Annotated in this window: 25 protein-coding genes; 9 read left to right on the forward strand and 16 right to left on the reverse strand. The window is 63.6% G+C overall.

Going from position 1 to position 24,483, the window contains the following annotated elements; genetic code table 11:
• Positions 1-129: 129 nt before the first annotated feature.
• The 8 genes from D4765_RS20195 to D4765_RS15450 form a co-directional block, all read right to left on the reverse strand.
• Positions 130-927 (reverse strand): bactofilin family protein, encoded by a 798-nt coding sequence (locus D4765_RS20195; RefSeq protein WP_420824540.1) that lies wholly within the window; start codon positions 925-927, stop codon positions 130-132.
• Positions 928-1,098: 171 nt separating this feature from the next.
• Positions 1,099-1,344 carry a hypothetical protein gene (locus tag D4765_RS15430; protein ID WP_136643214.1) on the reverse strand — a complete coding sequence of 82 codons (246 nt, stop codon included), beginning with the start codon at positions 1,342-1,344 and terminating at the stop codon, positions 1,099-1,101.
• 258 nt (positions 1,345-1,602) lie between these two features.
• Positions 1,603-1,776 (reverse strand): hypothetical protein, encoded by a 174-nt coding sequence (locus D4765_RS19265; RefSeq protein WP_161580464.1) that lies wholly within the window; start codon positions 1,774-1,776, stop codon positions 1,603-1,605.
• Positions 1,777-1,807: 31 nt separating this feature from the next.
• Positions 1,808-2,071 carry a hypothetical protein gene (locus tag D4765_RS15435; protein ID WP_136643215.1) on the reverse strand — a complete coding sequence of 88 codons (264 nt, stop codon included), beginning with the start codon at positions 2,069-2,071 and terminating at the stop codon, positions 1,808-1,810.
• A 672-nt stretch (positions 2,072-2,743) separates the two neighbouring features.
• Positions 2,744-3,091: a hypothetical protein gene (locus D4765_RS15440; RefSeq protein WP_136643216.1), complete on the reverse strand. Its 348-nt coding sequence runs from the start codon at positions 3,089-3,091 to the stop codon at positions 2,744-2,746.
• The gene (locus D4765_RS15445) at positions 3,088-3,840 is read right to left on the reverse strand and encodes a phage antirepressor KilAC domain-containing protein (RefSeq protein ID WP_136643217.1); all 753 of its coding nucleotides are present in this window, start codon (positions 3,838-3,840) and stop codon (positions 3,088-3,090) included. The genes D4765_RS15440 and D4765_RS15445 overlap by 4 nt, the downstream gene beginning before the upstream one ends.
• On the reverse strand, positions 3,837-4,061 hold the full coding sequence (locus tag D4765_RS19270; RefSeq protein ID WP_161580465.1) for a hypothetical protein: 225 nt from the start codon (positions 4,059-4,061) through the stop codon (positions 3,837-3,839). The genes D4765_RS15445 and D4765_RS19270 overlap by 4 nt, the downstream gene beginning before the upstream one ends.
• Positions 4,058-4,300: a hypothetical protein gene (locus D4765_RS15450; protein ID WP_136643218.1), complete on the reverse strand. Its 243-nt coding sequence runs from the start codon at positions 4,298-4,300 to the stop codon at positions 4,058-4,060. Before D4765_RS15450 ends, D4765_RS19270 begins: the two co-directional genes overlap by 4 nt.
• Positions 4,301-4,377: 77 nt before the next feature.
• Between D4765_RS15450 and D4765_RS15455 the strand changes: the two genes are divergently transcribed.
• Complete coding sequence (locus D4765_RS15455) at positions 4,378-4,710, forward strand: helix-turn-helix domain-containing protein (protein WP_136643219.1); 333 nt, start codon at positions 4,378-4,380, stop codon at positions 4,708-4,710.
• On the opposite strand, the gene D4765_RS15460 is transcribed toward D4765_RS15455, so the two are convergent.
• Positions 4,707-5,852, reverse strand: coding sequence for a tyrosine-type recombinase/integrase (locus D4765_RS15460; protein WP_161580466.1), 1,146 nt, complete (start codon positions 5,850-5,852; stop codon positions 4,707-4,709). The genes D4765_RS15455 and D4765_RS15460 overlap by 4 nt on opposite strands.
• Before the next feature lie 570 nt (positions 5,853-6,422).
• On the opposite strand from D4765_RS15460, the gene D4765_RS15465 reads away from it, so the two are divergent.
• Both D4765_RS15465 and D4765_RS15470 read left to right on the forward strand, forming a co-directional pair.
• A complete protein-coding gene (locus D4765_RS15465; RefSeq protein WP_136643221.1) occupies positions 6,423-7,775 on the forward strand; it encodes a coiled-coil domain-containing protein in 1,353 nt (450 codons plus the stop codon).
• Positions 7,776-7,973: 198 nt separating this feature from the next.
• Complete coding sequence (locus tag D4765_RS15470) at positions 7,974-9,371, forward strand: C40 family peptidase (protein WP_136643222.1); 1,398 nt, start codon at positions 7,974-7,976, stop codon at positions 9,369-9,371.
• A gap of 19 nt (positions 9,372-9,390) precedes the next feature.
• Here D4765_RS15470 and D4765_RS15475 read toward each other — a convergent pair whose 3' ends face one another.
• The 4 genes from D4765_RS15475 to D4765_RS15490 form a co-directional block, all read right to left on the reverse strand.
• Entirely contained in the window at positions 9,391-9,888 is a 498-nt protein-coding gene (locus D4765_RS15475) for an HNH endonuclease (RefSeq protein ID WP_136643223.1), read from the reverse strand.
• 370 nt (positions 9,889-10,258) lie between these two features.
• On the reverse strand, positions 10,259-11,680 hold the full coding sequence (locus D4765_RS15480; protein WP_136643224.1) for a hypothetical protein: 1,422 nt from the start codon (positions 11,678-11,680) through the stop codon (positions 10,259-10,261).
• Positions 11,681-11,692: 12 nt separating this feature from the next.
• Complete coding sequence (locus D4765_RS15485; protein ID WP_136643225.1) at positions 11,693-12,532, reverse strand: C40 family peptidase; 840 nt, start codon at positions 12,530-12,532, stop codon at positions 11,693-11,695.
• Positions 12,533-12,753: 221 nt separating this feature from the next.
• Positions 12,754-13,446, reverse strand: coding sequence for an iron-dependent transcriptional repressor DtxR (locus D4765_RS15490; RefSeq protein ID WP_136643226.1), 693 nt, complete (start codon positions 13,444-13,446; stop codon positions 12,754-12,756).
• Positions 13,447-13,557: 111 nt separating this feature from the next.
• Between D4765_RS15490 and serC the strand changes: the two genes are divergently transcribed.
• On the forward strand, positions 13,558-14,670 hold the full coding sequence (gene serC, locus D4765_RS15495) for a phosphoserine transaminase (RefSeq protein ID WP_136643227.1): 1,113 nt from the start codon (positions 13,558-13,560) through the stop codon (positions 14,668-14,670).
• Positions 14,671-14,782: 112 nt separating this feature from the next.
• Here serC and D4765_RS15500 read toward each other — a convergent pair whose 3' ends face one another.
• Positions 14,783-15,700, reverse strand: a complete 918-nt coding sequence (locus tag D4765_RS15500; protein WP_136643228.1) for a DUF3027 domain-containing protein — start codon at positions 15,698-15,700, stop codon at positions 14,783-14,785.
• A 2-nt stretch (positions 15,701-15,702) separates the two neighbouring features.
• Entirely contained in the window at positions 15,703-16,083 is a 381-nt protein-coding gene (locus D4765_RS15505) for a cold-shock protein (RefSeq protein WP_136643229.1), read from the reverse strand.
• A gap of 90 nt (positions 16,084-16,173) precedes the next feature.
• Here D4765_RS15505 and D4765_RS15510 point away from each other — a divergent pair, with 90 nt between their 5' ends.
• The 5 genes from D4765_RS15510 (at position 16,174) to D4765_RS15530 (ending at position 22,466) form a co-directional block, all read left to right on the forward strand.
• Positions 16,174-16,437, forward strand: a complete 264-nt coding sequence (locus tag D4765_RS15510; RefSeq protein WP_136643230.1) for a multidrug ABC transporter ATPase — start codon at positions 16,174-16,176, stop codon at positions 16,435-16,437.
• Complete coding sequence (locus D4765_RS15515) at positions 16,434-18,236, forward strand: helicase-associated domain-containing protein (RefSeq protein WP_136643231.1); 1,803 nt, start codon at positions 16,434-16,436, stop codon at positions 18,234-18,236. The genes D4765_RS15510 and D4765_RS15515 overlap by 4 nt, the downstream gene beginning before the upstream one ends.
• A gap of 87 nt (positions 18,237-18,323) precedes the next feature.
• Complete coding sequence (locus D4765_RS15520) at positions 18,324-19,970, forward strand: DNA repair helicase XPB (RefSeq protein WP_136643232.1); 1,647 nt, start codon at positions 18,324-18,326, stop codon at positions 19,968-19,970.
• 65 nt (positions 19,971-20,035) lie between these two features.
• Positions 20,036-20,725, forward strand: a complete 690-nt coding sequence (locus D4765_RS15525) for a response regulator transcription factor (RefSeq protein ID WP_136643233.1) — start codon at positions 20,036-20,038, stop codon at positions 20,723-20,725.
• A 16-nt stretch (positions 20,726-20,741) separates the two neighbouring features.
• A complete protein-coding gene (locus D4765_RS15530; protein ID WP_237280490.1) occupies positions 20,742-22,466 on the forward strand; it encodes a sensor histidine kinase in 1,725 nt (574 codons plus the stop codon).
• Between the two features lie 290 nt (positions 22,467-22,756).
• Here D4765_RS15530 and groL read toward each other — a convergent pair whose 3' ends face one another.
• Complete coding sequence (groL, locus tag D4765_RS15535; protein ID WP_136643234.1) at positions 22,757-24,376, reverse strand: chaperonin GroEL; 1,620 nt, start codon at positions 24,374-24,376, stop codon at positions 22,757-22,759.
• Positions 24,377-24,483: the final 107 nt, after the last annotated feature.

The raw sequence follows: 24,483 nt of genomic DNA on the forward strand, positions 1-24,483 counted from the left end.
TCAGCGGAGATCACGAGCACACCTCGGCGCATTCCTCCACATGGCAGGCAGGGCCACCGCAGACCATGCAGCACTTCACGACAGGCAGGCTGGGGTCGAAGTGTTCACGGAGGTTAGAGAAACCATCAGTCATGAGATGGCCTCTGGTGTTTCCCATGCCGTCACCGTTGCCTTGCCCAAAGACTTCAGGGCCTTGTATTGGGCAGTCCAACGGTCTTTGGTGGAGTCGTCGGCAACCCATGATTCGCGACGCAACTTCACCTCAGCACTGAGGGTGCCAAGCGTTCCCGACCAACAGCCAACATTGAGGGTGTGTTTTCCGTTCTTTGTGCGGAACAGAGTCGCCGTAACCCCTTCAGACCCGATCGGGCCGACGATGATGTAATGCTCACGCGATTCGACCCGAGCGTCACCGGAGACCTGAGCGTTACCGAAGACCTGAGCGTCACCGGAGACCCGAGCGTTACCGAAGACCCGAGCGTCACCGAAGACCCAAGCGTCACCGACGACCCGAGCGTTACCGGAGACCCGAGCGTCACCGAAGACCTGAGCGTCACCGACGACCCAAGCGTCACCGGAGACCCGAGCGTTACCGGAGACCCGAGCGTCACCGGAGACCTGAGCGTCACCGGAGACCCGAGCGTTACCGGAGACCCGAGCGTCACCGGAGACCCGAGCGTTACCGAAGACCTGAGCGTTACCGGAGACCCGAGCGTTACCGAAGACCTGAGCGTCACCGAAGACCCAAGCGTTACCGGAGACCCGAGCGTCACCGGATTTCAGTTGCTCGCCTTCGATCCACCCGCCTAGGTCACCTTTGCGGATTGAGCTGTACGGAATGTCTTCTGTCGCACGGATCTGCTTGACGGTGTATCCCCAAGCGTTAACCTTCTCGATACCGGTGAATTCATACTTTTTATCGGCCATGATTGTTTGCCCCTTTCGGCAAAGAGTTTTGGTGAGCGTGCGTCTTTCTGGTCACAAAGAATAGGAATAAGGCGACGGCCAGGGCGGGGAACCATGAACCGTTCGGGGCAGCAATGACAGACATGCCTGCGAGTGCGAAAACCACCCATGAGAGGGTGTGGAAGACGTGGATCATGCGGGCCACCCGTTCGTCATGGGGTCTGCGATACCGAACCCGGCATCGTCTAACCCCTGTTTGATGCGGTGGGCGGTGCGATGGTCACGAACCCACCCGTTGACCGCTGAACGGGATGACTCGTCAAAGCCGGTGTAGGTGGTGTTCGTGGAAACGTTTTCGAGTTCGCAGTCCACGCAGTACGCGCCCGTCGTGTTCGCGGCAACATCCATCTCGCGTCTGATGTCAGGAAGCGCACCCATCAGTACGCCGCCAACCGGCTCAGCCCGAACACGCAAAACACCCAGAACACGACGACCACAACCGCCGCGAGAGTCAGCATCGGTCTCACTTGACCATCACCACCAACGCGACAACGCACGCCCAAAACAGCAACGAAACCACCACCGCGTTACCGACACCACAGAACACCCGAACCGTCTCAACGTCAGGCGACATCCCAGGCGGGCGAGGATGGATCACGAGAGTAGAGGTGCGGTACTGGCCATGCACGGCGCGGATCACAGGAAAACCTGCCCACGAATTCGCGCCCACGCACGCACCACGAACGGGGCACGGACAGGCGGAACATCAACGGGCCACACAGCAGCAGCAGTTGCCCAGAACATCGGCTCATGCCGCAGCTCATCCACGGTCGGCTTGATCAGTTTTGTAATCTCTTCAATACGGGTCATTTCGTGTTCCTTTGGTTGACTTGAAGGTTGGTTAGGGGCGCAGATTGTTGCGGCGGGCAGAAATACTGGCGCGATTCCGCTTATGCGACCTGTGATCGATGACCGCAATGACGCCGACACCGATGCCGATGATCGCGAGGATGCCAAGCGAAAGAGCGCAGGTGATCCACACCGGGGCGAGAACCCACCACCATGACCAGTCGATGACATGTGTGAGCTTCAGGACGATGAACACGATGGTGAGGAGACCGGCGAACCCGATCCCGTCGCCGCTTGTACTGCTAGACGAACTCATTTCGTATTCCTTCTTCTAGGTGAGTGCAGCGCCCGGAATTGAACCGGGACAGAGCCTTTACTCCCGCCGCGCTACATCCGTGTGGTGGCCGACCCGCAGGTTTCCACCGGCCCACCACACATCAGTAGGTTCTGCACGAGTACAAGCCGTCCGTGATTGCGTCGGTTATGTGATGACGCGGATCGGCAAAGTTGTCGCGGTGCATTCGCTAGACCTCGTACCCCGACCAGTCCTCGACTCGGGGCTGCGTGTTTTACGAGACGCCACTCCTAGGCCTCTTACTAACCCCCGGCGACTTCACCGCCACGGGATCGTCTGCCAGCGCCCACCCCCCACCCGAAGGTTTCGTTGAAATGGGGTCACTGACGTACTTGACCTAGTACTTCCGTTCGCACCCCTTTTCTTCGGGGCACTCTCCGCCTGTTTCTCAAGCGGGCCATAAGCCACTTGGAACACATCAGGGGGAACGACGGTTGACCAAAACCGACGACTGACGAACTCCGCATTTGCGATATTTAGTTGATTGCCGAACCCGTCGCGCGTGGTTAGCGGGGACATTTGGGATCAGCAATTAGTGCCCCCCACCGGTCCGTGACTGGGAGGCTAAGAGGTTGGGCGACGACCGCGCGGGCGGAGGTAGACATCACCGCGCAGCCATCGAGCTAATGAGGGTTACTCTTTGGCATGGAAACCATGGAGATCATCAGGAAACTTGCCACCACCCTCCACGAGGCGGCTATCGTCTACGAGGCCGGAGAACACACCGCCAGTAGACGATTCCTTTTCAACGAAACCCAGATCGCCGCGCTCACCGCGGCTGTCACGGGACTTGCGAGCATCGTCGGCAGCTTGGAGATCAGCGGCGGCGGCGAGTAGATCAGCGACACTCGACTCAACACGGGCCACCGAATCCTTCACCGACTGGCCGTTGTTGTACCGCACCTCATGCTGTACCTGCTCTGAGCCCATCTTCGTCAGCAAGTCGCGGATCTCGGTTAGCAAATCAACAACCGTGCTCATGACATCACCGCCGCGGTGGTTGCGTACCTGTTGTTGAAGTACTGCTGACCTTTGCCGGTCACTTTGGTGGTGAAGGTGAGGCGTGGTGTGCCGTCAGAACCCTGCACGGTGCGTTCGACAACCTCGAATACGCCAAGGTCGAGGGCGCGTTGTGTGGGGCGGTTGTAGCTCGATCCTGACTTGCACAGGTAACCCTCGGTGCGGAGACGTTCGTAGAGACGGTTCTGACCGATGTCCGTACCGTTCTGCTTCAGGATGCCCGCGAGACGAGAGACCAAGATCGAATCCTCAGATGTTGCGACAGCATCCGCAAACAGCACCTTCGGAGCATCAGCCGTGATCTTCGCTTGCAACACCTCAGCGCGTTCCGCAGCCTCAGCGGCAAGCGCAAGAAGTTTCGAAGACGGCAGGGCGGCAAGCATATCCACGTCAGACCCGTAACGGCCCGTTTTACGGATCGCGGGCAGCACGTCATGAGTCACCCAGCGCTTGAAGGTCTTCGCCTCGTCTTTGCGTGAGCGGAGAATGAGCGAGTACAGACCCGGCTCATTGATCACCGTCACGCTCTGCTGGCCTCCAAGGGTGTCCACAGTATGTACACCCTTCTCGTCGTCATCGAGCGACACGAGCGACGAACGGCTCAGGTCGAGTTGGAGGAGGATGTCAGCAGCAACGAACCACGGCTCGCCGTCGATGACCACTGTGCGAACCTGCTGGCCGCTGTAGGTGAAGATGTCGAGGGCGGTCATGCGACTTGCCCTCTCGTCGCGGGCCGCTCAGCGAGGCGGTCACACACGCGGTCAAGGTCGGCTTTGTCGTAGAGAACTCTTCGGCCTTCGCCTCTCGGTGTGATCTCTTTCGTCTCACGCAGCACGTCGAGTTCACGAACGGAACGACCGATGTAATAGGCGGCAATCTCTCGGGACATCATGCGGGGAGGGAACTCAACCCGGATGGTTGCGACGCTCACGATGCCGCCTCAACCTCTTGAGGGGCGTATACAACACTGTTGTAAGTGACTCCGTAGTGGCGGGCGATCAGTTCGATCTCATCGATTGTGAAATCTGTTTTGAGCAGAAGTCGGCGTTTCAGTGTAGAAAGGGGAATACCCGTTGCCGACGAAAGGTCTTCTATGGATTCACGGTTACGACCGAGGAGGGCACGCACCTCCCCAGCCGCGACTTCGGATCTTCTTCTTTGGTAGGTCATGTGAACTACCCTAGTTCACTGAAACTAAAAGTACAAGTTATTTGTCTACGGGTTTCATATCTGGCATTATTTAGGCCGTGGTTACAAAACTGAGCACGAATTCAGCCCCCGAACCGGGCGCGCTGACAAAAGAAATAGCCGGTGTCATCAAAGGACAGATGGCGCGCTTCAGCATTTCGCAAACCGAAATGGCTGAAGAGGTAGGCGTCAATCAGTCCCAACTCTCAAAAATGATTCGCGGTCTACGTCAAATCACCATCGACCAGCTTGAGATCATGTGCGAGGTACTGGACATAGATTCAGGCAAGCTCGTTGCTGCCGCCGATTACGCCGTAGCCGACCGCGGGGAGAGGCCAGTTGTGATGCACTACGTGATCGATGGCGTTCGCGGGGAGGGGACTAGGTTCTAGCCTTCGATCTGACGCCGCTCTTCGAGCTTCCCCATCGCATCGGCGGCGTCTCGCGAAGACACATGCTGGTATCGGCCCGTTACGCCTGGCGACTTGTGCCCGACTATCTCCCCGATCACCCGTTCAGGCACGCCAGAAGCAGTGAGGTCAGAGATAGCAGTGTGCCGCGCCCAGTGCGTCGTTGCCGTCGGTCGATCCACCCCAGCCTGTATGAGCAGCGCTTTCCACTCGGCCTGATCTACGCCGCTCGTGATGGGCGAGCCGTCCTTAGCTGGCCACAGAAGGCCGTGCGGGTTGGGTTGATTGTCGAGTTCGAGTATCTGCGACCGCAGTAGGGCTAGCAGGCTGACCGGGAGCGGGAACGTTCGCGACTCCCCCGACTTCGGCGGCAGCAGCATTAGTCGACCCTTGAGTACCCGGTACTCCATATCATCCGGGGTCACGAGCTGCTTTTTAGGGCAGTGGCCCGCAGCCTTCGCAGAGCATGTACCGTCGCATCCGTGCTCATAGTTCGCCTCAGACAGCCCCCAGAGCACGGTGAATAGACCCGTACCGAAGTCGACAGAGTCGATGGTTGCGCCCAGCCGCTCCCCCTGGCGTATGCCCGCGTAGAGGGACACTAGCCACTTTGTTCCGGCGCTTGTATTGGCGGCGTTCAGTATCCGCATGGTCTCTTCGGGCGCGAGAGTGTCGCGGGCTTTCTTCAGTGGCTTCGGTGCGCGGACACTCTTTGCTACGTTGTCGCCTACAAGCTTTTCGAGACGGGCAGATTCGAACATGGAAGACAGAACCGTGTGTGTCTTCGAAGCGGTGGCGGTGTGTCCGGCGGTTTTGATCTTGGCGTAGATGCGCTGCAAGTCGGAGGGGCGAACCTCTTTGACCTTCTTCTTGCCGATAGCGGGGATGACCCACGTCGCGAGAATCGCCCGGTATGTGCGGTACGGCTGGGGTTTCAGTTTCGGTTTGCAGATCGTCTCAAGCCAAAAGGCTCCCCACTCAGCAACGGTTTGGTTGCCAAGCGGGGAGCCGTGAATTTTGATTTCAGTCTTGAGAGTGTCGAGCTTGTCGCGCGCAACTGACTGCGACCGCGAGGAAACGCGGCGCTGCTTGCGGCGTCCGTCAGCAGTGAATCCGTCGTCCACTACGCCGAGCCATAGATTGCGCTTCTTGTCGTAGTACAGACCGCCGTCGCCGGAGTCTCGTGTTCGTGGCATCATTGCCCCCCTTTGCTATCTTGCATGTGCCGACCAGACGGCTCCGTTGATAACGCCAACGTGCTCGTGTCTTCTGTGGTGGGGCATCGTTTCTGGGGTGCCGATAGAATTATTCATGTCCTGCTCCTACTGAATTAGGTGTGGGCTGAGAGTCATCGGGTGCAACCGGTGGCTCTCTTTCGCGTTATGCGATGTCTTCACTATAGGTGTACACAGTTGGTGTACACAAGTACCCGCAAACCATATGTTTGCTACAGCGCCTCGGCAAATGGGGTAGATGCCCGAAAACATGCGGATCGTGGCGGTATTTTGGGCCTCAAGACAGCCACTCAGATGGGCGTGTCTCTCCTTAGGACGGACTTGCTCTTCCATTGAGCTACAGAGGCTGACCGCACGAGTTTACAGCCCCACCACCGGGGTTCAGCAATCGCACGGGTTCACGAAATGCCGACGCCGCACCCCCCGAACGCGCGTAGGTGCTGTTAGACAGAAGACTCCATGAAGACTTCATACCCGCCCAGGCGTGGCCTGGCAGAGCGATCGCGCCTCCTCGCAGTGGGGTTGATGGTCATTGTCGTCACCGCCGTGAGCACCGTGCTCGGTGCCCCGGCCGCCTATGCGACCGACTACCCCAGCTGGGCCGACGTTCAAGCGGCGCGAGCAAGCGAGTCGGCGAAGGCCGGCGAGGTCGCCTCGATCACCGCACTGATCGCCGATCTGCAGGCGAAGGCGGTGGCCGCACAGGCACTCGTTCAGCAGCGCACAGCTGAAGACGACGTGGCCGAAGCGGCACTCGCCGCTGGGCAGAGCAAGGCCGACGCCCTTGCGGCAAGCGCGGCCACATGGAAGACGAAGGCCGACACTTCCAGCCGCCAGGCCGCCCTCATCGCGGCCCAGTTCGCACGCGCGGGCGGCGGCAACAACATCACGAGCCTGCTGCTCGGCAGCGACTCAGCGCAGGCCAACAATCTGTTGTCGCAGCTCAGTTCGATGGGCAAGCTCAGCGAAACCATCACGGGCATCTACAACCAGGCCAAGCAAGACGCGAACACCGCTCAGTCGATCGCCGAGCAGGCGGCGGTGGCGAAGGATGCCCTGGTGGGCCTCGCAGCGGCCGCACAAGCCGCGCTGCAGCAGGCCGCCCAGGCCCAGCAAGACATGATCGCCGCCCTGAACGAGCAGACCGCTCACGAGGGCGAGCTGCAGGCTCAGCTCGCTAGCCTGCAGAGCAACGTCGCGACCACAGAACAGCAGTACCAGGCAGGAGTCGCTGCGGCTGCTGCTGCAGCGGCTGCGGCAGCAGCAGCGGCCGCCGCGGCCGCCGCCGCTGCGCGCGGAAGCGGCGGCGTGAGCATCGGCCCCGTCTCCTCCGACGCCCAGGCCCTCGCCGAAGAGCTGATGGGCTACGTTTCGGCTGGCCGTTTTCACGGGTCGAGCCCCGACCACATCTTCGAGATCGCGTGGATCGCCCAGGGTAAGTCGGTAGCGAACTGCGGCATCGACGTGGTGATTCTGCAGGCGATGGTCACCGCTGTACGCACGTTCGGAAGCGCTGGCGTCAGCGACATCAGCCGCCGCTGCACAGGCCAGATCGAGGGCGCCGGCGTCTTGTCGGCCCACTACCGCAACGGCGGCGGGCATGCGGTCGACTTCACCTCGGTGGGCGGCAACGCATTGAACGGCTCGAACAACGCGTCGCTCAGCCTGATTCGCGCACTCGACCCGATCATGCCGTACGGCTCGGGTCTCGGCCAGCGCAACTGCCGCGTCTCTGCCGGAAGCGAGATCGGCCTGAAGAACTTCAGCGACTTCTACGACACCTGCGACCACCTGCACGTCGACGACTTCTAGCCCGTCACGACACCCGCCGACCGAAGCCCAGCCCCGCCGCCCCCGCGGTGATGCTGGGCTTCTCTCGTAGCACGTTCTATGCCTCCACAAACTTTTTTGTGCGAAACGCCGGTGTGTTGCTACTGTTAACGCTGTTGTTGGTGTTATAGACGTTGCTCATGTGACTGCTGTGACAAACGTGAACAGTCTCGAGGATCTATGAAGTCGACCCACCGCCGTGCATCCGGTGCCGGCGCGCCAGCTTCAGCCCAGGCCTCTCGCCGCTTCGCCGCACCGCTTCGCCTGCTCATCGTGACCTCGGCCGTCGCTGCGTTGGTCGCTGCCGGCAGCATTACGGGCGGCAGCCCCGTCTTCGCTGCGAACTATCCGAGCTGGAACGACGTTCTCGCCGCACGCAGCAACGAAACCGCCAAGCAGGCAGAGATCGGCCAGCTGCAGTCACTCATCTCCGGCCTGGCGTCTGAGGTCGAAGCCGTACAAGCCGTGGCCGACCAGCGGTGGGCAGCCAATCAGGCGGCACAGGATGCCCTCGCCACCGGTACGGTGAAAGCCGACCAGCTCAAACTGCAGTCGGCCGAGGCCGCGACGAAGGCCGACACTTCGCGCAAGCAGGCCAGCGCCCTCACCGCGCAGTTCGCCCGCTCGGCGGGATCAGATCTCTCGATGCAGCTGCTCGTGGGCGGCCAGAAGAGCAGCGACCTGCTCTACCAGCTCGGCGCCATGAGCAAGTTGAGCGAGACCTCGAAGAAGATCTTCGACGCAGCCACTCAAGACGCTAACTCAGCCACCTCGCTGAGCGCACAGGCCGATGCAGCCGAACGAGCCCTCAGTAGCCTCGCGGATGCCGCACAGGCGTCGCTGACCGACGCCGTTGCCGCGCAGCAGAGCGTCAAGTCGGCGTTACTCGAACAAGAAAACCACCAGGCCGAGATGACGGTTCAACTCGCTGCTCTCACGACGGGAGCGCTCACGACCGAGGCCGACTACAACGCGGGCGTGGCCGCCGAGAAACAGCGTCAGCTCGAGGCCGAGCAGGCCGCCGCAGCGGCAGCAGCCGCACAGGCGCAGGCCGACGCCGCAGCAGCCGCCGCGAAACAGAGCGCGGCAGCCAGTTCGGGCGGGTCGAGCAGCACGGGCAACAGTGGGTCGAGCAGCTCGGGCGGATCGAGCAGCTCGGGTTCAGCATCCGGAACCGGCTCGAGCAACAGCGGCAGCAGCTCGCCCGCGCCTGTCAACGACGCCCCCACCCAGCAGTTCAACGGCGCAGCGGTCGTGGCCTACGCCCAGCAATACGTGGGCGTCGTGCCCTACGGCTGGGGCGCGAACCCCAACGACAGCTTCGGCTGCGACGGCCTCACCCAGTGGGTGTACGGCCACTTCGGCGTCACGCTGCCTCGCCTCGTCAGCGCGCAGACGGCCATGGGCGTTCGCGTCTCATCGTCTGAGGTGCGCGCCGGCGACCTCGTCGTGTGGCCGAACGCGCACGTCGGAATCTACGACGGGCACGGCGGCGTGATCCACTCGCCCGACTGGGGCCGCTATGTGGAACACAACCCGCGGCTCTGGGGCAGCTACATCTTCATTCGCATCGTCTAGCAGCGAACTGGAGCAGGGCTCACGCAGCCGGTTCGAGGTAGTTCTCCCACTCGGGGAGCGCGCGCTCGACGCCGCGCACGAACCACCCGGCGTGATGCGGCATGCGTGGAACCATGCGCAGCGACCAGCCGATCTCGGCCAGCGTGCGATCACTCTTCTTGTTGTTGCACTTCAGGCAGCAGGCCACGAGGTTCTCCCACGTGTCTTTGCCCCCGCGCGAACGCGGCTGAACATGATCGATTGTGGTGGCGGATGCCCCGCAGTAGCCGCAGCGCTGGTTGTCACGGCGCAGCACTCCGCGCCGACTCACCGGCACCTGCCTCGACGACGGAACCTTCACGTACCGCGTGAGCAAGATGACCGACGGGCGATCGTACGCCCCCGATGACGCCCACACCGGGTCGTCTTCGTCGCTTTCGACGATTCTCGCTTTCTCATTCATGACGAGCACAAGGGCCCGCCGAAACGAGACAACACCCAGCGGTTCGTAGCCCGCGTTCAAAACCAGCGTTCGCATTTTCTCCCTTTCGCAACCCCTGGTCGGCTACCAGGAGGTTCGATTTCGCCGCTACATTCGAGAGGCTTGCGGGTGGGCCGGGGCAACAAAAAAGGGCGTCGTCACAGTGACAACGCCCTTTCTGCACGCACACGTGTGCGCACAGAGGGTATCTGATGCAGGCCGCTGAGTATTCGCGCGCGAAAGAGGCGGTCATCCGTGGTGGGGATGTTGTCTCTGGCGGTCACGAACGCTCCCGAAGTCTCGAGTAATAGCAGTGCATGAAGGCTAACAAACCTGGCCCGAAAACGCATGCGACTGCGGCATCGATTGAGCAGACTGTAACCGACTGTTCACAATTGGCTCGTCAGCCAGCCAGTCAGTCAGTCAGCTAATCAGAGAGCAGGGAGTCGCCTCTGGCGCTGATGAAGTCGACGTGGTCGTGGCTGCAGGTGTCTTCGAACTCCGAGAGGTTGACGAAGCCCGAACCGGATGACCGGCATTCGCTCTGGCCCACATTGGTGTTCGGCGGCACGAGCGGGTCGAGCAGATGCAGCAGCTTCAGCGAGTCGGAGTCAGCGCCGGTGAGACCGTGACCGTTGAGAATGTAGAAGTCGACCGCGTGGCCGCCGCCATTGCGATAGTGCGGAGACATCGTTCCCGCGCCCTCGATCTGGCCGGTGCAGAGGCGGTTGATATCACTCACACCCACCTTCGAGAAATTGTCGATGGCCACCTTGATGGTCTGCAGCACGCGGTAGTCGACGCCGCAGCCCGGAACGACCTGGCCCTCGGCAAGGTATCGAATCTCGGCGATGTGGTCGGGCTTCGACCCGACCAGCTGGCCCGAGGCGACCGCATCCATCAGCTGACCAGCCAATGCCTGCACCTGGGGAGAGACGACCGACGGGTAGGCGGTCGCCGTGACGGCGCTGTTCGAGGAGAGCCTCAGCGTCGCAGCCGACGCGGCGGCCGCTGCAGCAGCCGCCGCTTTGGCTGCGGCTGCCTTCTGGGCGGCGAGGTCGGACTCGCTGGGAGCCTGGTAGTTGTCGCGACCGACGATCGCCGCGGTGAGGCCACTGCTGCTGGCCAGCGTCTGCTCGCCGGTGACCAGCGCTGCAGAATCTTCGATCGGAGTGAAGGCACTTGCCGTGCTGAAGGCGTAGGCGGGCAGCGCCATCGTGGCGATGAGCCCGACGGCGAGTGTCATAACCACTGCGCGGGCGGCACGGGTCTTGGGTGAGGCGGCCGACGGGCGGCGGCCCGACCTGGCGCCGTTGACCAGACCGACTCCGCCGGCTGAACCGGCACGGGCGACAGAGCCGACACGGGTGACGACGGCGCCGAAGCGCTCACGCGCGGCAGCACGCCGAGCGGCGGCGCGTGCGGTTCCGGCACGAACAACCACGCGGCGCACAGGAACCGCCGCGGGGTCGACGAGCGCAGGCTCCTTCATTGGCTGCTGCTCGAAAGGTTGCTGCTGCTCGAGAGGCTGCGCGTGCTCGAGCGATTGCTGCTCGAAAGGCTCAACCACCATCGCTTCGACCTGCAGCGGCTTCTCGGCGGCAACCGGCAGCGAGTCGACGGGTGACGACACCGGGCCGGAGACAGCAGCCGCAGCAGCTGTATTCGCAGCGGCAGCAGCCAGCAACTCGGCAATGGTGTGCGGCTGGCTGGGTGTCACACGCGAAACACTCATCTCGGCCGCAGCACCGTCGGCGTTGACGGATGAGGCTCCAGCCGCGACCTTCGCCTCGGCTGCCTGCCGCTCCCACTCCCGGCGCTCACGCCGGGAGGATGGGGTTACCGACATAACAGGCTCGACTTACTTGATACCGAGGCGTACGTAGTAGAAGCTGCCCCACTGCGGGCGGTATTCGACGTAACGGCCCCAGTCGGGCGAGTCGATCATCTTGCCGTTGCCGGCGTAGATGCCCACGTGGCCGATCGAGTAGATCATCAGGTCGCCGGGCTGTGCGTCGGCAGCTGATATACGGGTTCCGGCTGCGGCCTGAGCGCTCACGGTGCGCGGGATGTTGATTCCGAACTGCTTGAAGACGTACTGGGTGAGCCCGTCGCAGCCGAAGCTCGTGTCGGGGCTGGCACCGGCACCGTAGGGCACCACGCCGACGAACTGCATGGCGTAGTCGACGACGGCCTGGCCGCTGTACGGGCCCGAGGGCGGGTTGAAGGCAGCCGTGCTCGCGGAGGTGGCGCCGGCGACCGAGGCGGTAGAGGTGGTGTTCGACACCGTGGCCACCTTGAGGGCGGCGGCCTGAGCCACGGCAGCAGCCTGGGCTGCAGCAGCAACCTCAGCCGCGGCCTTGGCGGCGGCAGCGAGGTCGTTTTTGGTCGGAGCCTTGTAGTTGTCGCGGCTGACGGCGGCGTCAGCGGCCGATGCGTCGACAGAGAGTGTCTGCTGGCCGGCCTCGATCGACTTGGTCGACGCGCTCGGGTCGAAGGCACCGTGCGTGCTGAACGCGTAGGCGGGCAGTGCCATCGTGGCGACGAGGGCTGCGGCAGCCGTCATGACGACGGTGCTGGCGATGCCGCGCTTGGTGGGGCGCCTGAAACGCGGCTTGGCGTGAGAGGTCTCGCGTACTGCAGGGGTGTTCGGGTTGTGCTTCGGCTCGGGTGAACCAAGCGATTTGCTCGAAAGGGGCAAAGTTTATTCCTCCGACACGTCGCAGCGCACGAGTGCTCTGCCCGGCTCTGACGGTTCTGGGGGCAGGGTAGTGCCGCCAGGAAAGAGCCGGTTCATGTGTCTTGATTTGGGTCGTGGGGCCGGGAAGCGGTCATTCGGACTTCACCGAGAATACGTGAGACCCCGCGATTTGTCACCTCAAAACGGCTTAAAGCAACAAATTGGTAACGAACTTATGAATGTCAGATGCCCACGAAGATATGGCTGGCCACTTCATTCGGCAATTCGAGGCCCTGCGAGAACCCCTCGACTTCGACGAGAACGTATGAACCAGCCGAGGAGAATGCAGCCGAATTGCCGGGCACGACGCCCGACTGCTTGAGCTGCAACAGCAGTTCTGGGTCGACCTGCGCCGGTTCACCCAGGCGCCGGATGATCTTGGTCTGCGGCCCCACAGCGCCGTGCACCAGCGTGACGATGTTGACCACTCCCCGAGTGAACGGAACCGCCTCGGTGTCACCGAGTTCTTCGAGGCCCGGAATGGGGTTGCCATAGGGCGACTCGGTGGGATGGTCGAGCATCTCGAGTATGCGGCGCTCGACCTGCTCGCTCATCACGTGCTCCCAGCGGCAGGCTTCTTCGTGTACGAACTCCCAGTCGAGGCCGATCACGTCACTCAGCAGCCGTTCGGCCAACCGGTGCTTGCGCATGACATGAACCGCTTTGCGCCGACCGATCTCTGTCAGCTCGAGGTGGCGATCGTTCGAGACGATCACGAGCCCGTCGCGCTCCATGCGACCCACCGTCTGCGAGACCGTCGGCCCCGAGTGCCCGAGCCGCTCTGAGATGCGGGCGCGGAGAGGCACGATGTTCTCCTCCTCGAGTTCGAGAATCGTTCGGAGGTACATCTCAGTGGTGTCGATCAAATCCGCCAACGGCCGCTCCTTGCTTCACTGCGCACGTGTGGCTCAAGCCTACTGGCGAACAGTGTGAGGGCGGCACCCGCCGGAAGAGCGCGCCGTGGGCGCTTCGATACACTTGTTTTCATGCCCGAATTGCAGATTCCCCGCTCCCTCCTGCCCGCTGATGGTCGCTTCGGTTGCGGCCCGTCGAAGATCAGGGCTGAGCAATTGACCCACCTCACGGTTCGCGGGGCATCCATTATCGGTACCTCGCACCGCCAGGCGCCGGTGAAGAACCTCGTCGGGGCTGTGCGCTCGGGCCTGGCAGAGCTCTTCCGTATTCCTGAAGGCTATGAGGTCGTGCTCGGCAACGGCGGTTCCACCGCCTTCTGGGACGCGGCGGCGTTCTCGCTCATCGAGAACCGCAGCGAACACCTCACGTTCGGTGAGTTCGGGGCGAAGTTCGCCGTGGCTGCGGGCGCTCCGTTTCTCACGGCACCGCACGTCATCGCAGCAGATGCGGGCTCGCGCAGCGAGATCGAGGTTCTCGAGGGCATCGACGTGTACGCCTGGCCCCACAACGAGACCAGCACCGGCGTCATGGCCCCCGTCACGCGCGTGCACGGCGACACGGGCGCACTCACCGTGGTCGACGCCACCAGCGCGGCCGGCGGCATCGACTTCGACGCGGCCGAGGCCGACGTCTACTACTTCGCCCCCCAGAAGAACTTTGCGAGCGACGGCGGCATCTGGTTCGCCCTCTTCTCGCCCGCGGCCATCGAGCGTGTCGAGCGCATCGCGGCATCGGGCCGGTACATTCCCGAGTTCTTGAGCATCAAGAACGCGATCGACAACTCGCGCCTGAACCAGACGTTGAACACCCCCGCACTCAGCACGCTGCTGCTGATGCAGAGCCAGGTCGACTGGATGAACGCCGAAGGCGGCCTCGCGTGGGCCTCCGCTCGCACCACCGAGTCGTCGTCGGCTCTCTACGACTGGGCTGAGGCCTCGTCGTTCGCAACTCCGTTCGTGAGCAATCCGGCGCACCGTTCGCAGGTCGTCGCCACCATCGATTTCGACGACAACATCGACGCGGCAGCAGTGGCGAAGGCTCTCCGCGCGAACGGCATCGTCGACACCGAGCCGTACCGCAAACTTGGCCGCAACCAACTGCGTGTCGCCACCTTCGTGGCCATCGAGCCTGACGACGTGCGCTCGCTCATCTCCTCGATCGAGTACGTGGTCGAGAACCTCTGACCGTCGTGCTGTGTGGTGCTGCGATGCACTCTGCAGCACCGCGGTGAAACGACGAAGCGCCCGTCACTCGAGCTGAGTGGCGGGCGCTTCGTCGTTGGTGCTGGGGTGAGGCTCAGTACGAGCGGTCAGCCTCGGAGTCATCGTCGAACGGCGCATCGCCGAACTCGTCGCCGAACTCCGCGTTTCCGCCCGAAGCGAGGTGCGCTTCGCTCAGCTCGTCGGCATCGTCATCAGTGGAGATGAGCCGGCCAGAGTCGAGTTCGCCGGCGTCGAGCCCGTCGATGTCGAGACCCTCTTCGGCGATGGTGTCGATGTCGATGCCGTCGCGGTCACGACGGAGGCCGATGCTGGCAGCGACCGCAGTTTCGTCGTCCTCATCATCATCGTCGTCGTCATCGTCATCGTCATCGTCATCGTCATCGTCATCGGACTCGTTATCGTCAGACTCGTCGTCAGCGAACCCATCCCGCGCCTGGCCCGAGTCGTCATCACTGACGTCGTCGCTGTCGTCGTCGCTGTCGTCATCGTCGTCGAACTCGTTCTCGGAGTCGTCGACCAGAGCGTCAGAGGTGAGGCGATCGGCCCACGGAATCCACGCCGGCGACAGAATCGACGTGTCACCGGGCTGCATCTCGACCTCGAGAACCGTGGGCTCGTCAGTGTCGCTCGCGCGGGCAAGAGTCGCCACCCAGTGCCAGTCGGGGTAGCCCGCGAGTTTCGACTCGAACAGCAGGCTCAGAACTCGCTCACCTTCGACGAGGTGCCCGATCACCTCGCCGATGGAGTCGGCCGGGGTTATCTCGGCGAGAGCGGCCCGAGCCTGTTCGACCGCGGCGAGCAGCTGTGGGTCTGCTTCATAGACGGTCTCGACTTCAGAGACGGTCTCGACTTCATCGATGGTCTCGACTCCAGAGACGGTCTCGACTTCATCGACGGTCTCGAGGCTCGCTCCTGAGCCCGCACCGGCGTCGACGCCGGCGCGATCGCCGTCGGATGCGACCGCGTCGGCGACCAGCTCGTTGTCAGCCAACTCTACGCATCCAGTTCGTCGGCGACCTTGCGCAGCAGCGCAGCGATCTTGCGGCTGTGGCTGGCTTCGGGGTAGCGGCCCCGCTTCAGGTTCGTGCCGATGCCATCGAGCACCTTCACGAGGTCTTCGATGATGACGGCCATGTCGTCGGCCGGCTTGCGGCTCAGCTTCACCATGCTCGGCGGGGCTTCGAGCACCCGAACCGAGAGCGCCTGCACCCCGCGCTTGCCGTCGGCGATACCGAACTCGAGTTTGGTGCCGGCTTTGACGCTGGCCCCAGCGGGCAGCGCCGACGCGTGCAGAAAGACCTCCTGGCCGTCATCTGAGCTGATGAAGCCGAAGCCCTTCTCGTCGTCGTAGAACTTAACCTTGCCGGTAGGCATTGTGAATCTCCTCGTGTGTTTTGCCGGAATATTGCGCTCCGACCACAGGTAAGCCTATTAGCTTGCCGACGTGGCCGTATTGTTAGGTGCGTGACCGAGACAAATACTCCTGCAATTAAGAGGAGCCAGCGCATTTTGGCTTATATGGTCGCGAGCGCTGCCGGCCTCTCTATCCTCTGCTTCATCGCGGTGATCATCGGCACGGGGGTCGGTGTGCGCAACTTCGGCGTCGGGGTGTGGCCCATTGTGGTGGTGCTGCCGATCTTCGGCTTCCCGCTGGCCATCGCCTTTCTCATCGCCTTGTTGATCGTCAACCTGGTTCGTCGCTCTCGCGAGGCTCGTAACTCAACATGAGTGACACGCTCGCTCTGGCCAGTCGGTTGCAGTCTGAGAGCGATGCCGCCCTCATCACGCTGCTCACCGGCCGTCACCTCTCGAAGCGAGACCTCCGCGACTTCTTCGACCTCGCCGACGCACTGCTGACGCCCGAGTCGGTTCAGGATGCCCTCTCCCGCCTCGATCGCCCCACTCTGGCCGCGATCGCGGCCGGCACCACCCCCCGCTCCTCGGCCTCGCCCGAACTGCTTCGAGCGTTCGCTGCCATGCTGCTCATCGACATCGACGGCGTGCTGAAGCCGTACGACGCCGTGGCTGCCGTTCTCGAGTCGTGGCCGGGCTCCTCGCTGCCCTCCCCCGCAGAGCTCGGCTCTGTCGAGGCGCCCAGAGCGGCAGCTCCGCCCAGCACACACACCCGGTCGAACACCGACCAGCTGTCGGCCGAACGCGCCTTCGAGACCACCGTCGCCGTCACGGAGGTCGTCAACGCACTGCACCTCTCCCCCGCACGCGAATTGGCCAAGGGCGGCCTCGCCGTGCCCGATGCGAAGCGCCTCGCTGCGGTCACCGGGTTCGAGCCCGACCAGATGAACGCCGTACTGCGCGTTGCCGCGACCGCAGGCCTCGCCGTTCGCGACGGGTCGTCATGGTTCGCCTCCGCCGGCTCACGCGCCTGGCTGCTCACCCCGATGGCAGAGCGCTGGGGTGCGCTGGCCGGCTCATGGCTCGCCGAACTGCCCGAGTCGATCGTCGCCGTTCTCCGAACTCGCATCGACGCGGTGTGGGGCGAAAGCCTCGCCGCCTACCTGCGCTGGCTCTACCCGGCCGGCGGCGCTGCGCTCGACGCGCAGATTGCTGAGCTCGGCGACGATTCTGAACGGCTCGGCATCGCCATCGACGGCGTTGCGAGCAGCGCCGGCACGGCATTGCTCTGCGAGAGCGTGCATGCCGCAGTCGCCCTCATCGCACCTCTGCTCCCGCCCGAAGTCGAAACGGTGTACCTGCAGCACGACCTCACCGTGGTGGCGGCCGGCCCGTTGCGGCCCGACATCGATTCCACCCTTCGAGCGATGGCGCAGCTGGAGAACCATTCCATTGCGTCGTCGTACCGCATCTCGGGGGGCTCCATCGCCCGAGCCCTGGGTGCGGGGTACACGGCGGCGGGCATCCGGAGCTTTCTCGGCAGCATATCGAGCACCGGTATCCCGCAGCCGCTCGACTACCTCATCTCGGAGTCGAGCGCTCGCTATGGGCTGCTGCGCGTGGGCACTCTCGACGACGCACCAGCCGCGGGCACCTATGTGCGCTCAGACGACGGTGAGCTTCTACATACCATCGCCGTCGACCAGAACCTTGGCTCGCTGGGGCTGGTCTTCACCGAGAACAACCGTCTCACCAGTCATTTCAGTCTCGACACGGTCTACTGGATGCTCGTCGACGCTCGTTACCCCGTGATTGCCGAAGGCAGCCACGGTGACCCCGTGACCCTCGCGCGAATCCCCGTCGTTGTGCCCACTGCGCTGCCCTCGAACCGTCTCGTCGACGAACTCATCAACCGGCTGCGCGGCAGTGGTGTCAGCCCCGGTGTCGACACCGCCGAGGCGTGGCTGGTGCGCCAGCTCGATGTCGCGGTGAAGGCCAAAACGCCCGTGCTGGTCACCGTGCGACTGCCCAACGGCGACGAGGTCAGTTTTCCCGTCGTGCCCACCAGTGTGGCGAGCGGGCGCATGCGCGGAACCGACCAGAAGGCCGGCGTCGAGCGCACCCTGCCACTGGCGAGCATCACACAGGTGCAGACGGTCAGCCCGGTCTCGTAGACCGAACCGTCAGCGCCCCGTCGCAGACACTCGCAACCACCACCAGACCGGCCAGCATCCAGTTTTCGCCGCGTAAGCTTGAGACTTATGCCTGACGGACCATTGATCGTTCAGAGTGACCGCACCGTACTGCTCGAGGTCGCGCATCCCGATGCCGGCACGGCGCGCCACGAGCTCGCCGTGTTCGCCGAACTCGAGCGAGCACCTGAGCACATCCACACCTACCGCATCACCCGGCTGGGGCTCTGGAACGCGCGGGCCGCCGGGCACACCGCCGAGGAGATTCTCGGCACCCTCGAGCGGTTCTCGAAGTTCGCCATTCCGCAGTCGGTCACCATCGACATCGCCGAGACGGTGGCACGCTACGGCCGCCTCGTCATCGAGCGGCTGCCCGACGGCACCCTCACACTGCGCGCCACCGACACGGCGGTGCTCGCCGAGATCGTGAAGGGCAAGCGCATCGCGCCGCTGCTGCCGTCGCGTATCGACGCCGAGACGTACGTCATCGAGCCCTGGGCTCGCGGCCAGCTGAAGCAAGAGCTGACCAAACTCGGCTGGCCCGCCGAAGATCACGCGGGCTACACCCCGGGCACTCCGCACGAGATCAGCCTGAACGAGAGCGGCTGGCACCTGCGCGACTACCAGCAGCAGGCCATCGACAACTTCTTCGAGCGCGGCTCGGGCGTCGTGGTGCTGCCGTGCGGCGCCGGCAAGACGCTGGTGGGCGCGGGCGCCATGGCGACGGCCAAGACCAACACGCTCATCCTCGTGACGAACACGGTGTCGGCGCGCCAGTGGCGAAGCGAGCTGCTGAAGCGCACCTCGTTGACCGAAGACGAGATCGGCGAGTACTCGGGGCAGGTGAAAGAGGTCAAACCGGTCACGATCGCCACGTACCAGATCCTCACCGCCAAACGTAAAGGTGCCTACGCCCACCTCGAGCTTCTGGACGCCCTCGACTGGGGCCTCGTCGTCTACGACGAGGTGCACCTGCTGCCGGCACCCGTGTTCAAGCTCACCGCCGAGCTGCAGGCCCGGCGCCGACTCGGGCTGACGGCAACCCTCGTTCGGGAAGACGGGCGGGAGGGCGACGTCTTCAGCCTCATCGGCCCGAAGCGTTTCGACGCACCCTGGAAGGAGATCGAGGCGCAGGGCTACATCTCGCCCGCCGACTGCTTCGAGGTGCGCATCGACCTGCCGCAGAGCGAGCGGCTGGTCTACGCCGCCGCGAGCGACGACGAACGGTACCGGCTGGCTGCCACGGCCCCGGCGAAACTCGACGTGGTGAAGCAGCTGGTGGCGAAACACGCGGGCGAGCGCATCCTCGTCATCGGGCAGTACCTCGACCAGCTCGACCTGCTGGCCGGCGAACTCGGCGTGCCCGAGCTGACCGGCTCGACACCCATCGCCGAGCGCGAGCGCCTCTACCAGGCGTTCAGAGACGGCGACGAGCCCATTCTCGTGGTGAGCAAGGTGGCGAACTTCTCGGTCGATCTGCCCGAAGCAACCGTGGCCATTCAGGTCTCGGGGTCATTCGGCTCGCGGCAAGAGGAGGCCCAGCGCCTCGGTCGGCTGCTGCGCCCCAAAGAGTCGGGGTTGTCGGCGAACTTCTACACGCTCGTCGCCCGCGACACCGTCGACCAGGATTTCGCCCAGAACCGCCAGCGCTTTCTCGCCGAGCAGGGCTACAGCTACACGATTCTGGATGCCCAGGCCCTCTCCCTCGCCAGCTGACCCCGCACAACCCGAGTTGATCAGGCTCCCAGCAAGCGTTCAGTAAACCCGCAGATAATGGAGTCATGACCGGACCCCGCATTCTCATCGTCGACGACGAGCCGAACATCCGCGACCTGCTCACGACCAGCCTGCGCTTCGCGGGGTTCGCCGTGCGAGCGGTGAGCAATGGCGCGCAGACCATCTCTGCCGTGCTCGAAGAAGAACCAGACCTCATCATTCTCGACGTGATGCTGCCCGACATGAATGGCTTCGGCGTCACCAAGCGGCTGCGCGCCGCCGGCTACACAGCGCCCATTCTGTTTCTGACGGCCAAAGACGACACCGAAGACAAGATCACCGGCCTCACCGTGGGCGGCGACGACTACGTCACCAAGCCGTTCAGCCTCGACGAGATCGTCGCGCGAATCAAGGCCATTCTCCGCCGCACCATGCAGGCCGATGAAGACGCCATCATCCGTGCCGGCGAGCTCACGATGGATCAAGACACCCACGAGGTGTTCGTGGCCGACACCGCCATCGAGCTCAGCCCCACCGAGTTCAAGCTGCTGCGCTATCTCATGCTGAACCCGAACCGCGTACTCTCGAAGGCGCAGATCCTCGATCACGTCTGGGAGTACGACTTCAACGGCGACGCCGGTATCGTCGAGTCGTACATCTCGTACCTGCGCAGGAAGCTCGACCAGTACTCCGAAGAGTCGCTCATCCAGACCAAGCGCGGTTTCGGTTACATGCTGAAAGTCAGCAAGGTCTAGTAGCCTTGCACGACCGATGATGGCCGTAACCCCCTCCACATTCTGGAACTCGATCTCCCTTCGCACCAAGATCACCGGTGTGACGGTTCTGCTGCTGACCTTCGGCCTCATCGTCACCGGTATCGGTACCATGACCGTGCTGCGGTCGTACCTGCTGCAGCAGGTCGACTCGGGGCTGAGCGCTGCGTACACTGACCTGTCGCCCTTCCTCGGGCCAGGCGCCACCTCGCAGACCTTCAAGATCGACGACGTCGAATCGGCGCCGAAAGAGTACTACGTGGGCCTCCTCGGCCCCGACGGCTCGCTCGCTGCCAGCAACTGGGGCACGCAGACCGCCAGCCAGGAGCCCGAGGTGACCGGCCTCCCCCTCACTCCCTCGACCGACGAGATGGCCGCCAAGCCCATCTACTCGCTTGCGGCGACCGGCACCAAGTCGGAGTGGCACGCGGTCGTACGCACCATCAACTTTCAAGACGGTACCCAGGGCACCATCGTCATCGCAGCGTCTCTTGCGCGTACCGACAGCGTGACCACCACGTACCTCTCCATCTTCCTGGCGTTCGGCATCGGCGTGGTGGTGCTCGGCGCCATGCTCACGCGCCTGCTGGTGACCAGTACCTTCACTCCGCTTCGGGCGGTCGAGAAGACCGCCGCCGAGATTGCGAACGGCGACTTCAGCCAGCGCATGTCTGGGGCCACCCCCAACACCGAAGTCGGGCGGCTGAACCGCTCGCTCAACACCATGCTGAGCCGCATCGACAGCGCCTTCAACGACCGCGCGAAGACCATCGAACAGATGCGCCGTTTCGTCGGTGACGCCAGTCACGAGCTGCGCACCCCGCTCGTCTCGGTGCGCGGCTACGCCGAGCTCTACCGCATGGGCGCTCTGACCACGCCCGACGAGGTGGCAAAGGCCATGGATCGCATCGAGCGCGAAGCAATTCGCATGGGCGCACTCGTCGAAGACCTGCTCGAACTGGCGCGCCTCGACGAGACGAAGCCGCTGAACTTCTCGCGCATCGATCTGGTGCCCATTGCTGTCGATGCGGCACTGGATGCCCGGGCATCCAGCCCCGAACGAGTGGTCTCGATCATCCTTCCCCGCTCCTCGCAGCTCGTCAGCTTCGCCCCCGCTGCCGACGCGGTCACGGGCGGACTGCACCCCGACGAGATCGCAGCGGCCGCCGAAGAGCGCGCCCAGGTCACCAACAACCTCACCGGCCCCATCGGGTTCGCCGGGGCGACGCTTGCCCGCCTGCGGGGCCGCAGACCGCGCGGCGACGCCGACGCAGCGGTTGGCATCACCCCCACCGAGGTGGGGCTGTCGTCATTCGACTCCGACGACCGCGAAGGCGTCGCGCCCATCGTGATGGCCGACGAGAACAAGATTCGGCAGGTGGTGGCCAACCTCATCGGCAACGCACTGCGTTTCACCGCGGCCGACAGCCCCATCGAGGTGTCGGTTCAGGTCGACGATGCAGCGCACACCGCCGTACTCGACATCATCGACCACGGCGAAGGTATTCCGCCGCAGATTCGCGAGAAGATCTTTCAGCGCTTCTGGCGCGCCGACTCATCGCGCACGCGCGAAACGGGCGGCAGCGGGCTCGGTCTCGCCATCGTCGCGTCGATCATCGCCGCGCACAACGGCACCGTCGAGGCCGTCGAGACCGCTGGCGGCGGCGCCACCTTCCGCGTCACCCTCCCCCTGGCTCCGCTAGCACCCTCCCCCGCGGCCTGACCCACTCCCCCGCCAGCGCCTGCGGACTGGCTTGCTTCCTCACCTGCTCGCTGTGGCCGCCTGCTGCGCTGCGCTGCTGCGCCTGCTGTGCCTGCTCGCTGCGCTGCGTACGCCGGAGACAACGCAATCGGCGGCCCTCGTTCGAACCGCGGCGAATACAGCGGAAGTCTGAGCAAGGGCCGCCGATTCGTGAGTGCCACCGCTCCGACGAGCCGAATCGGGGCGGGAACGCCAAAGCGGGCCGCCTCCCGAAGGAGACAGCCCGCTTGTGGTGGTGAGGGGTGGAGGACTTAGAAGTCCATTCCGCCTGACGGGTCGCCCACGGGAGCAGAGTTGCGCTCCGGCTTGTCGGCGACGACGACCTCGGTGGTGAGGAACAGACCGGCGATGGATGCGGCGTTCTGCAGGGCAGAGCGCGTCACCTTCACCGGGTCGTTGATTCCGGCAGCCAGCATGTCGACGTACTCGCCGGTTGCGGCGTTGAGGCCCCATCCGACGGGCAGGTTGCGCACCTTCTCGGCGACAACACCGGGCTCGAGGCCCGCGTTGACAGCGATCTGCTTGAGCGGAGCGTCGATGGCGACGCGAACGATGTTTGCACCGGTCGCCTCGTCACCCGTGAGCTCGAGCTTCTCGAAAGCGGTCTTGCCAGCCTGAATGAGCGCTACGCCACCACCGGCGACGATGCCCTCTTCGACGGCTGCCTTGGCGTTGCGCACGGCATCTTCGATGCGGTGCTTGCGCTCTTTGAGCTCGACCTCGGTTGCGGCACCGGCCTTGATGACGGCGACGCCACCAGCGAGCTTCGCGAGACGCTCTTGCAGCTTCTCACGGTCGTAGTCGCTGTCGGTGTTCTCGATCTCGTTGCGGATCTGCTGCACGCGACCGGCGATGAGCTCGGCGTCGCCGGCACCTTCGACGATGGTGGTCTCATCTTTGGTGATGACGACCTTGCGCGCACGGCCCAGGAGGTCGAGCGTGACGTTCTCGAGCTTGAGGCCGACCTCTTCGGAGATGACCTGGCCACCGGTGAGGATGGCAATGTCTTGCAGCTGCGCCTTGCGACGGTCGCCGAAGCCGGGAGCCTTGACGGCAACCGACTTGAAGATGCCGCGGATCTTGTTGACGACGAGCGTGGCGAGTGCTTCGCCATCGACGTCTTCAGCAATGATGAGCAGCTGCTTGTTGGCCTGGATGACCTTGTCGACGATGGGGAGCAGATCTTTGATCTGCGACACCTTCGAGTTGACGATCAGGATGTAGGGGTCTTCGAAGACGGCCTCTTGACGGTCGGGGTCGGTGACGAAGTACTGCGACAGGTAACCCTTGTCGAATCTCATGCCCTCGGTCAGCTCGAGCTCGGTGCCGAACGTGTTCGACTCCTCGACGGTGACGACACCCTCTTTACCGACCTTGTCGATTGCTTCTGCAATCAGCGCGCCGATCTCGGGGTCACCAGCGGAGATCGATGCGGTAGCCGCGATCTCTTCTTTGGTCTCGATCTCTTTGGCGTTGTTGACGAGCTCGGCGATGACGGCTGCAACAGCCTTCTCGATGCCCTTCTTCAGGCTGATCGGGTCGGCACCGGCTGCGACGTTGCGCAGGCCTTCGCGAACCAGGGCCTGGGCGAGAACCGTAGCGGTCGTCGTTCCGTCGCCTGCGACGTCGTCAGTCTTCTTGGCGACCTCTTTGACGAGCTCCGCACCGATTTTCTCGTACGGGTCGTCGAGTTCGATCTCTTTGGCGATGGACACACCATCGTTCGTGATGGTGGGCGCACCCCACTTCTTCTCAAGTACGACGTTGCGACCGCGCGGGCCGAGCGTCACCTTGACGGCGTCAGCCAAAATGTTGAGTCCACGCTCGAGGCCGCGTCTGGCCTCTTCGTCGAAAGCAATAATCTTTGCCATGTGTGTTTCTCGTCCCTCCCGGGCGTCATGAAAGATTCATAAAGGTTTAGCACTCAAATAGCGAGAGTGCTAAGACCAATACTGGCACTCGTAGGGTGCGAGTGCAA

Source organism: Subtercola vilae, from assembly GCF_004923255.1.
GTDB lineage: Bacteria > Actinomycetota > Actinomycetes > Actinomycetales > Microbacteriaceae > Subtercola > Subtercola vilae.

Excerpts from the sequence above, each read along its gene's own strand:
- D4765_RS20195 (WP_420824540.1), bottom strand. The coding sequence starts at position 927 with ATGGCCGATAAAAAGTATGAATTCACCGGTATCGAGAAGGTTAACGCT.
- D4765_RS15430 (WP_136643214.1), bottom strand. The coding sequence starts at position 1,344 with ATGGGTGCGCTTCCTGACATCAGACGCGAGATGGATGTTGCCGCGAAC.
- D4765_RS19265 (WP_161580464.1), bottom strand. The coding sequence starts at position 1,776 with ATGACCCGTATTGAAGAGATTACAAAACTGATCAAGCCGACCGTGGAT.
- D4765_RS15435 (WP_136643215.1), bottom strand. The coding sequence starts at position 2,071 with ATGAGTTCGTCTAGCAGTACAAGCGGCGACGGGATCGGGTTCGCCGGT.
- D4765_RS15440 (WP_136643216.1), bottom strand. The coding sequence starts at position 3,091 with ATGAGCACGGTTGTTGATTTGCTAACCGAGATCCGCGACTTGCTGACG.
- D4765_RS15445 (WP_136643217.1), bottom strand. The coding sequence starts at position 3,840 with ATGACCGCCCTCGACATCTTCACCTACAGCGGCCAGCAGGTTCGCACA.
- D4765_RS15450 (WP_136643218.1), bottom strand. The coding sequence starts at position 4,300 with ATGACCTACCAAAGAAGAAGATCCGAAGTCGCGGCTGGGGAGGTGCGT.
- D4765_RS15465 (WP_136643221.1), top strand. The coding sequence starts at position 6,423 with ATGAAGACTTCATACCCGCCCAGGCGTGGCCTGGCAGAGCGATCGCGC.
- D4765_RS15470 (WP_136643222.1), top strand. The coding sequence starts at position 7,974 with ATGAAGTCGACCCACCGCCGTGCATCCGGTGCCGGCGCGCCAGCTTCA.
- D4765_RS15475 (WP_136643223.1), bottom strand. The coding sequence starts at position 9,888 with ATGCGAACGCTGGTTTTGAACGCGGGCTACGAACCGCTGGGTGTTGTC.
- D4765_RS15480 (WP_136643224.1), bottom strand. The coding sequence starts at position 11,680 with ATGTCGGTAACCCCATCCTCCCGGCGTGAGCGCCGGGAGTGGGAGCGG.
- serC (WP_136643227.1), top strand. The coding sequence starts at position 13,558 with ATGCCCGAATTGCAGATTCCCCGCTCCCTCCTGCCCGCTGATGGTCGC.
- D4765_RS15505 (WP_136643229.1), bottom strand. The coding sequence starts at position 16,083 with ATGCCTACCGGCAAGGTTAAGTTCTACGACGACGAGAAGGGCTTCGGC.
- D4765_RS15515 (WP_136643231.1), top strand. The coding sequence starts at position 16,434 with ATGAGTGACACGCTCGCTCTGGCCAGTCGGTTGCAGTCTGAGAGCGAT.
- D4765_RS15520 (WP_136643232.1), top strand. The coding sequence starts at position 18,324 with ATGCCTGACGGACCATTGATCGTTCAGAGTGACCGCACCGTACTGCTC.
- D4765_RS15525 (WP_136643233.1), top strand. The coding sequence starts at position 20,036 with ATGACCGGACCCCGCATTCTCATCGTCGACGACGAGCCGAACATCCGC.
- D4765_RS15530 (WP_237280490.1), top strand. The coding sequence starts at position 20,742 with ATGATGGCCGTAACCCCCTCCACATTCTGGAACTCGATCTCCCTTCGC.
- groL (WP_136643234.1), bottom strand. The coding sequence starts at position 24,376 with ATGGCAAAGATTATTGCTTTCGACGAAGAGGCCAGACGCGGCCTCGAG.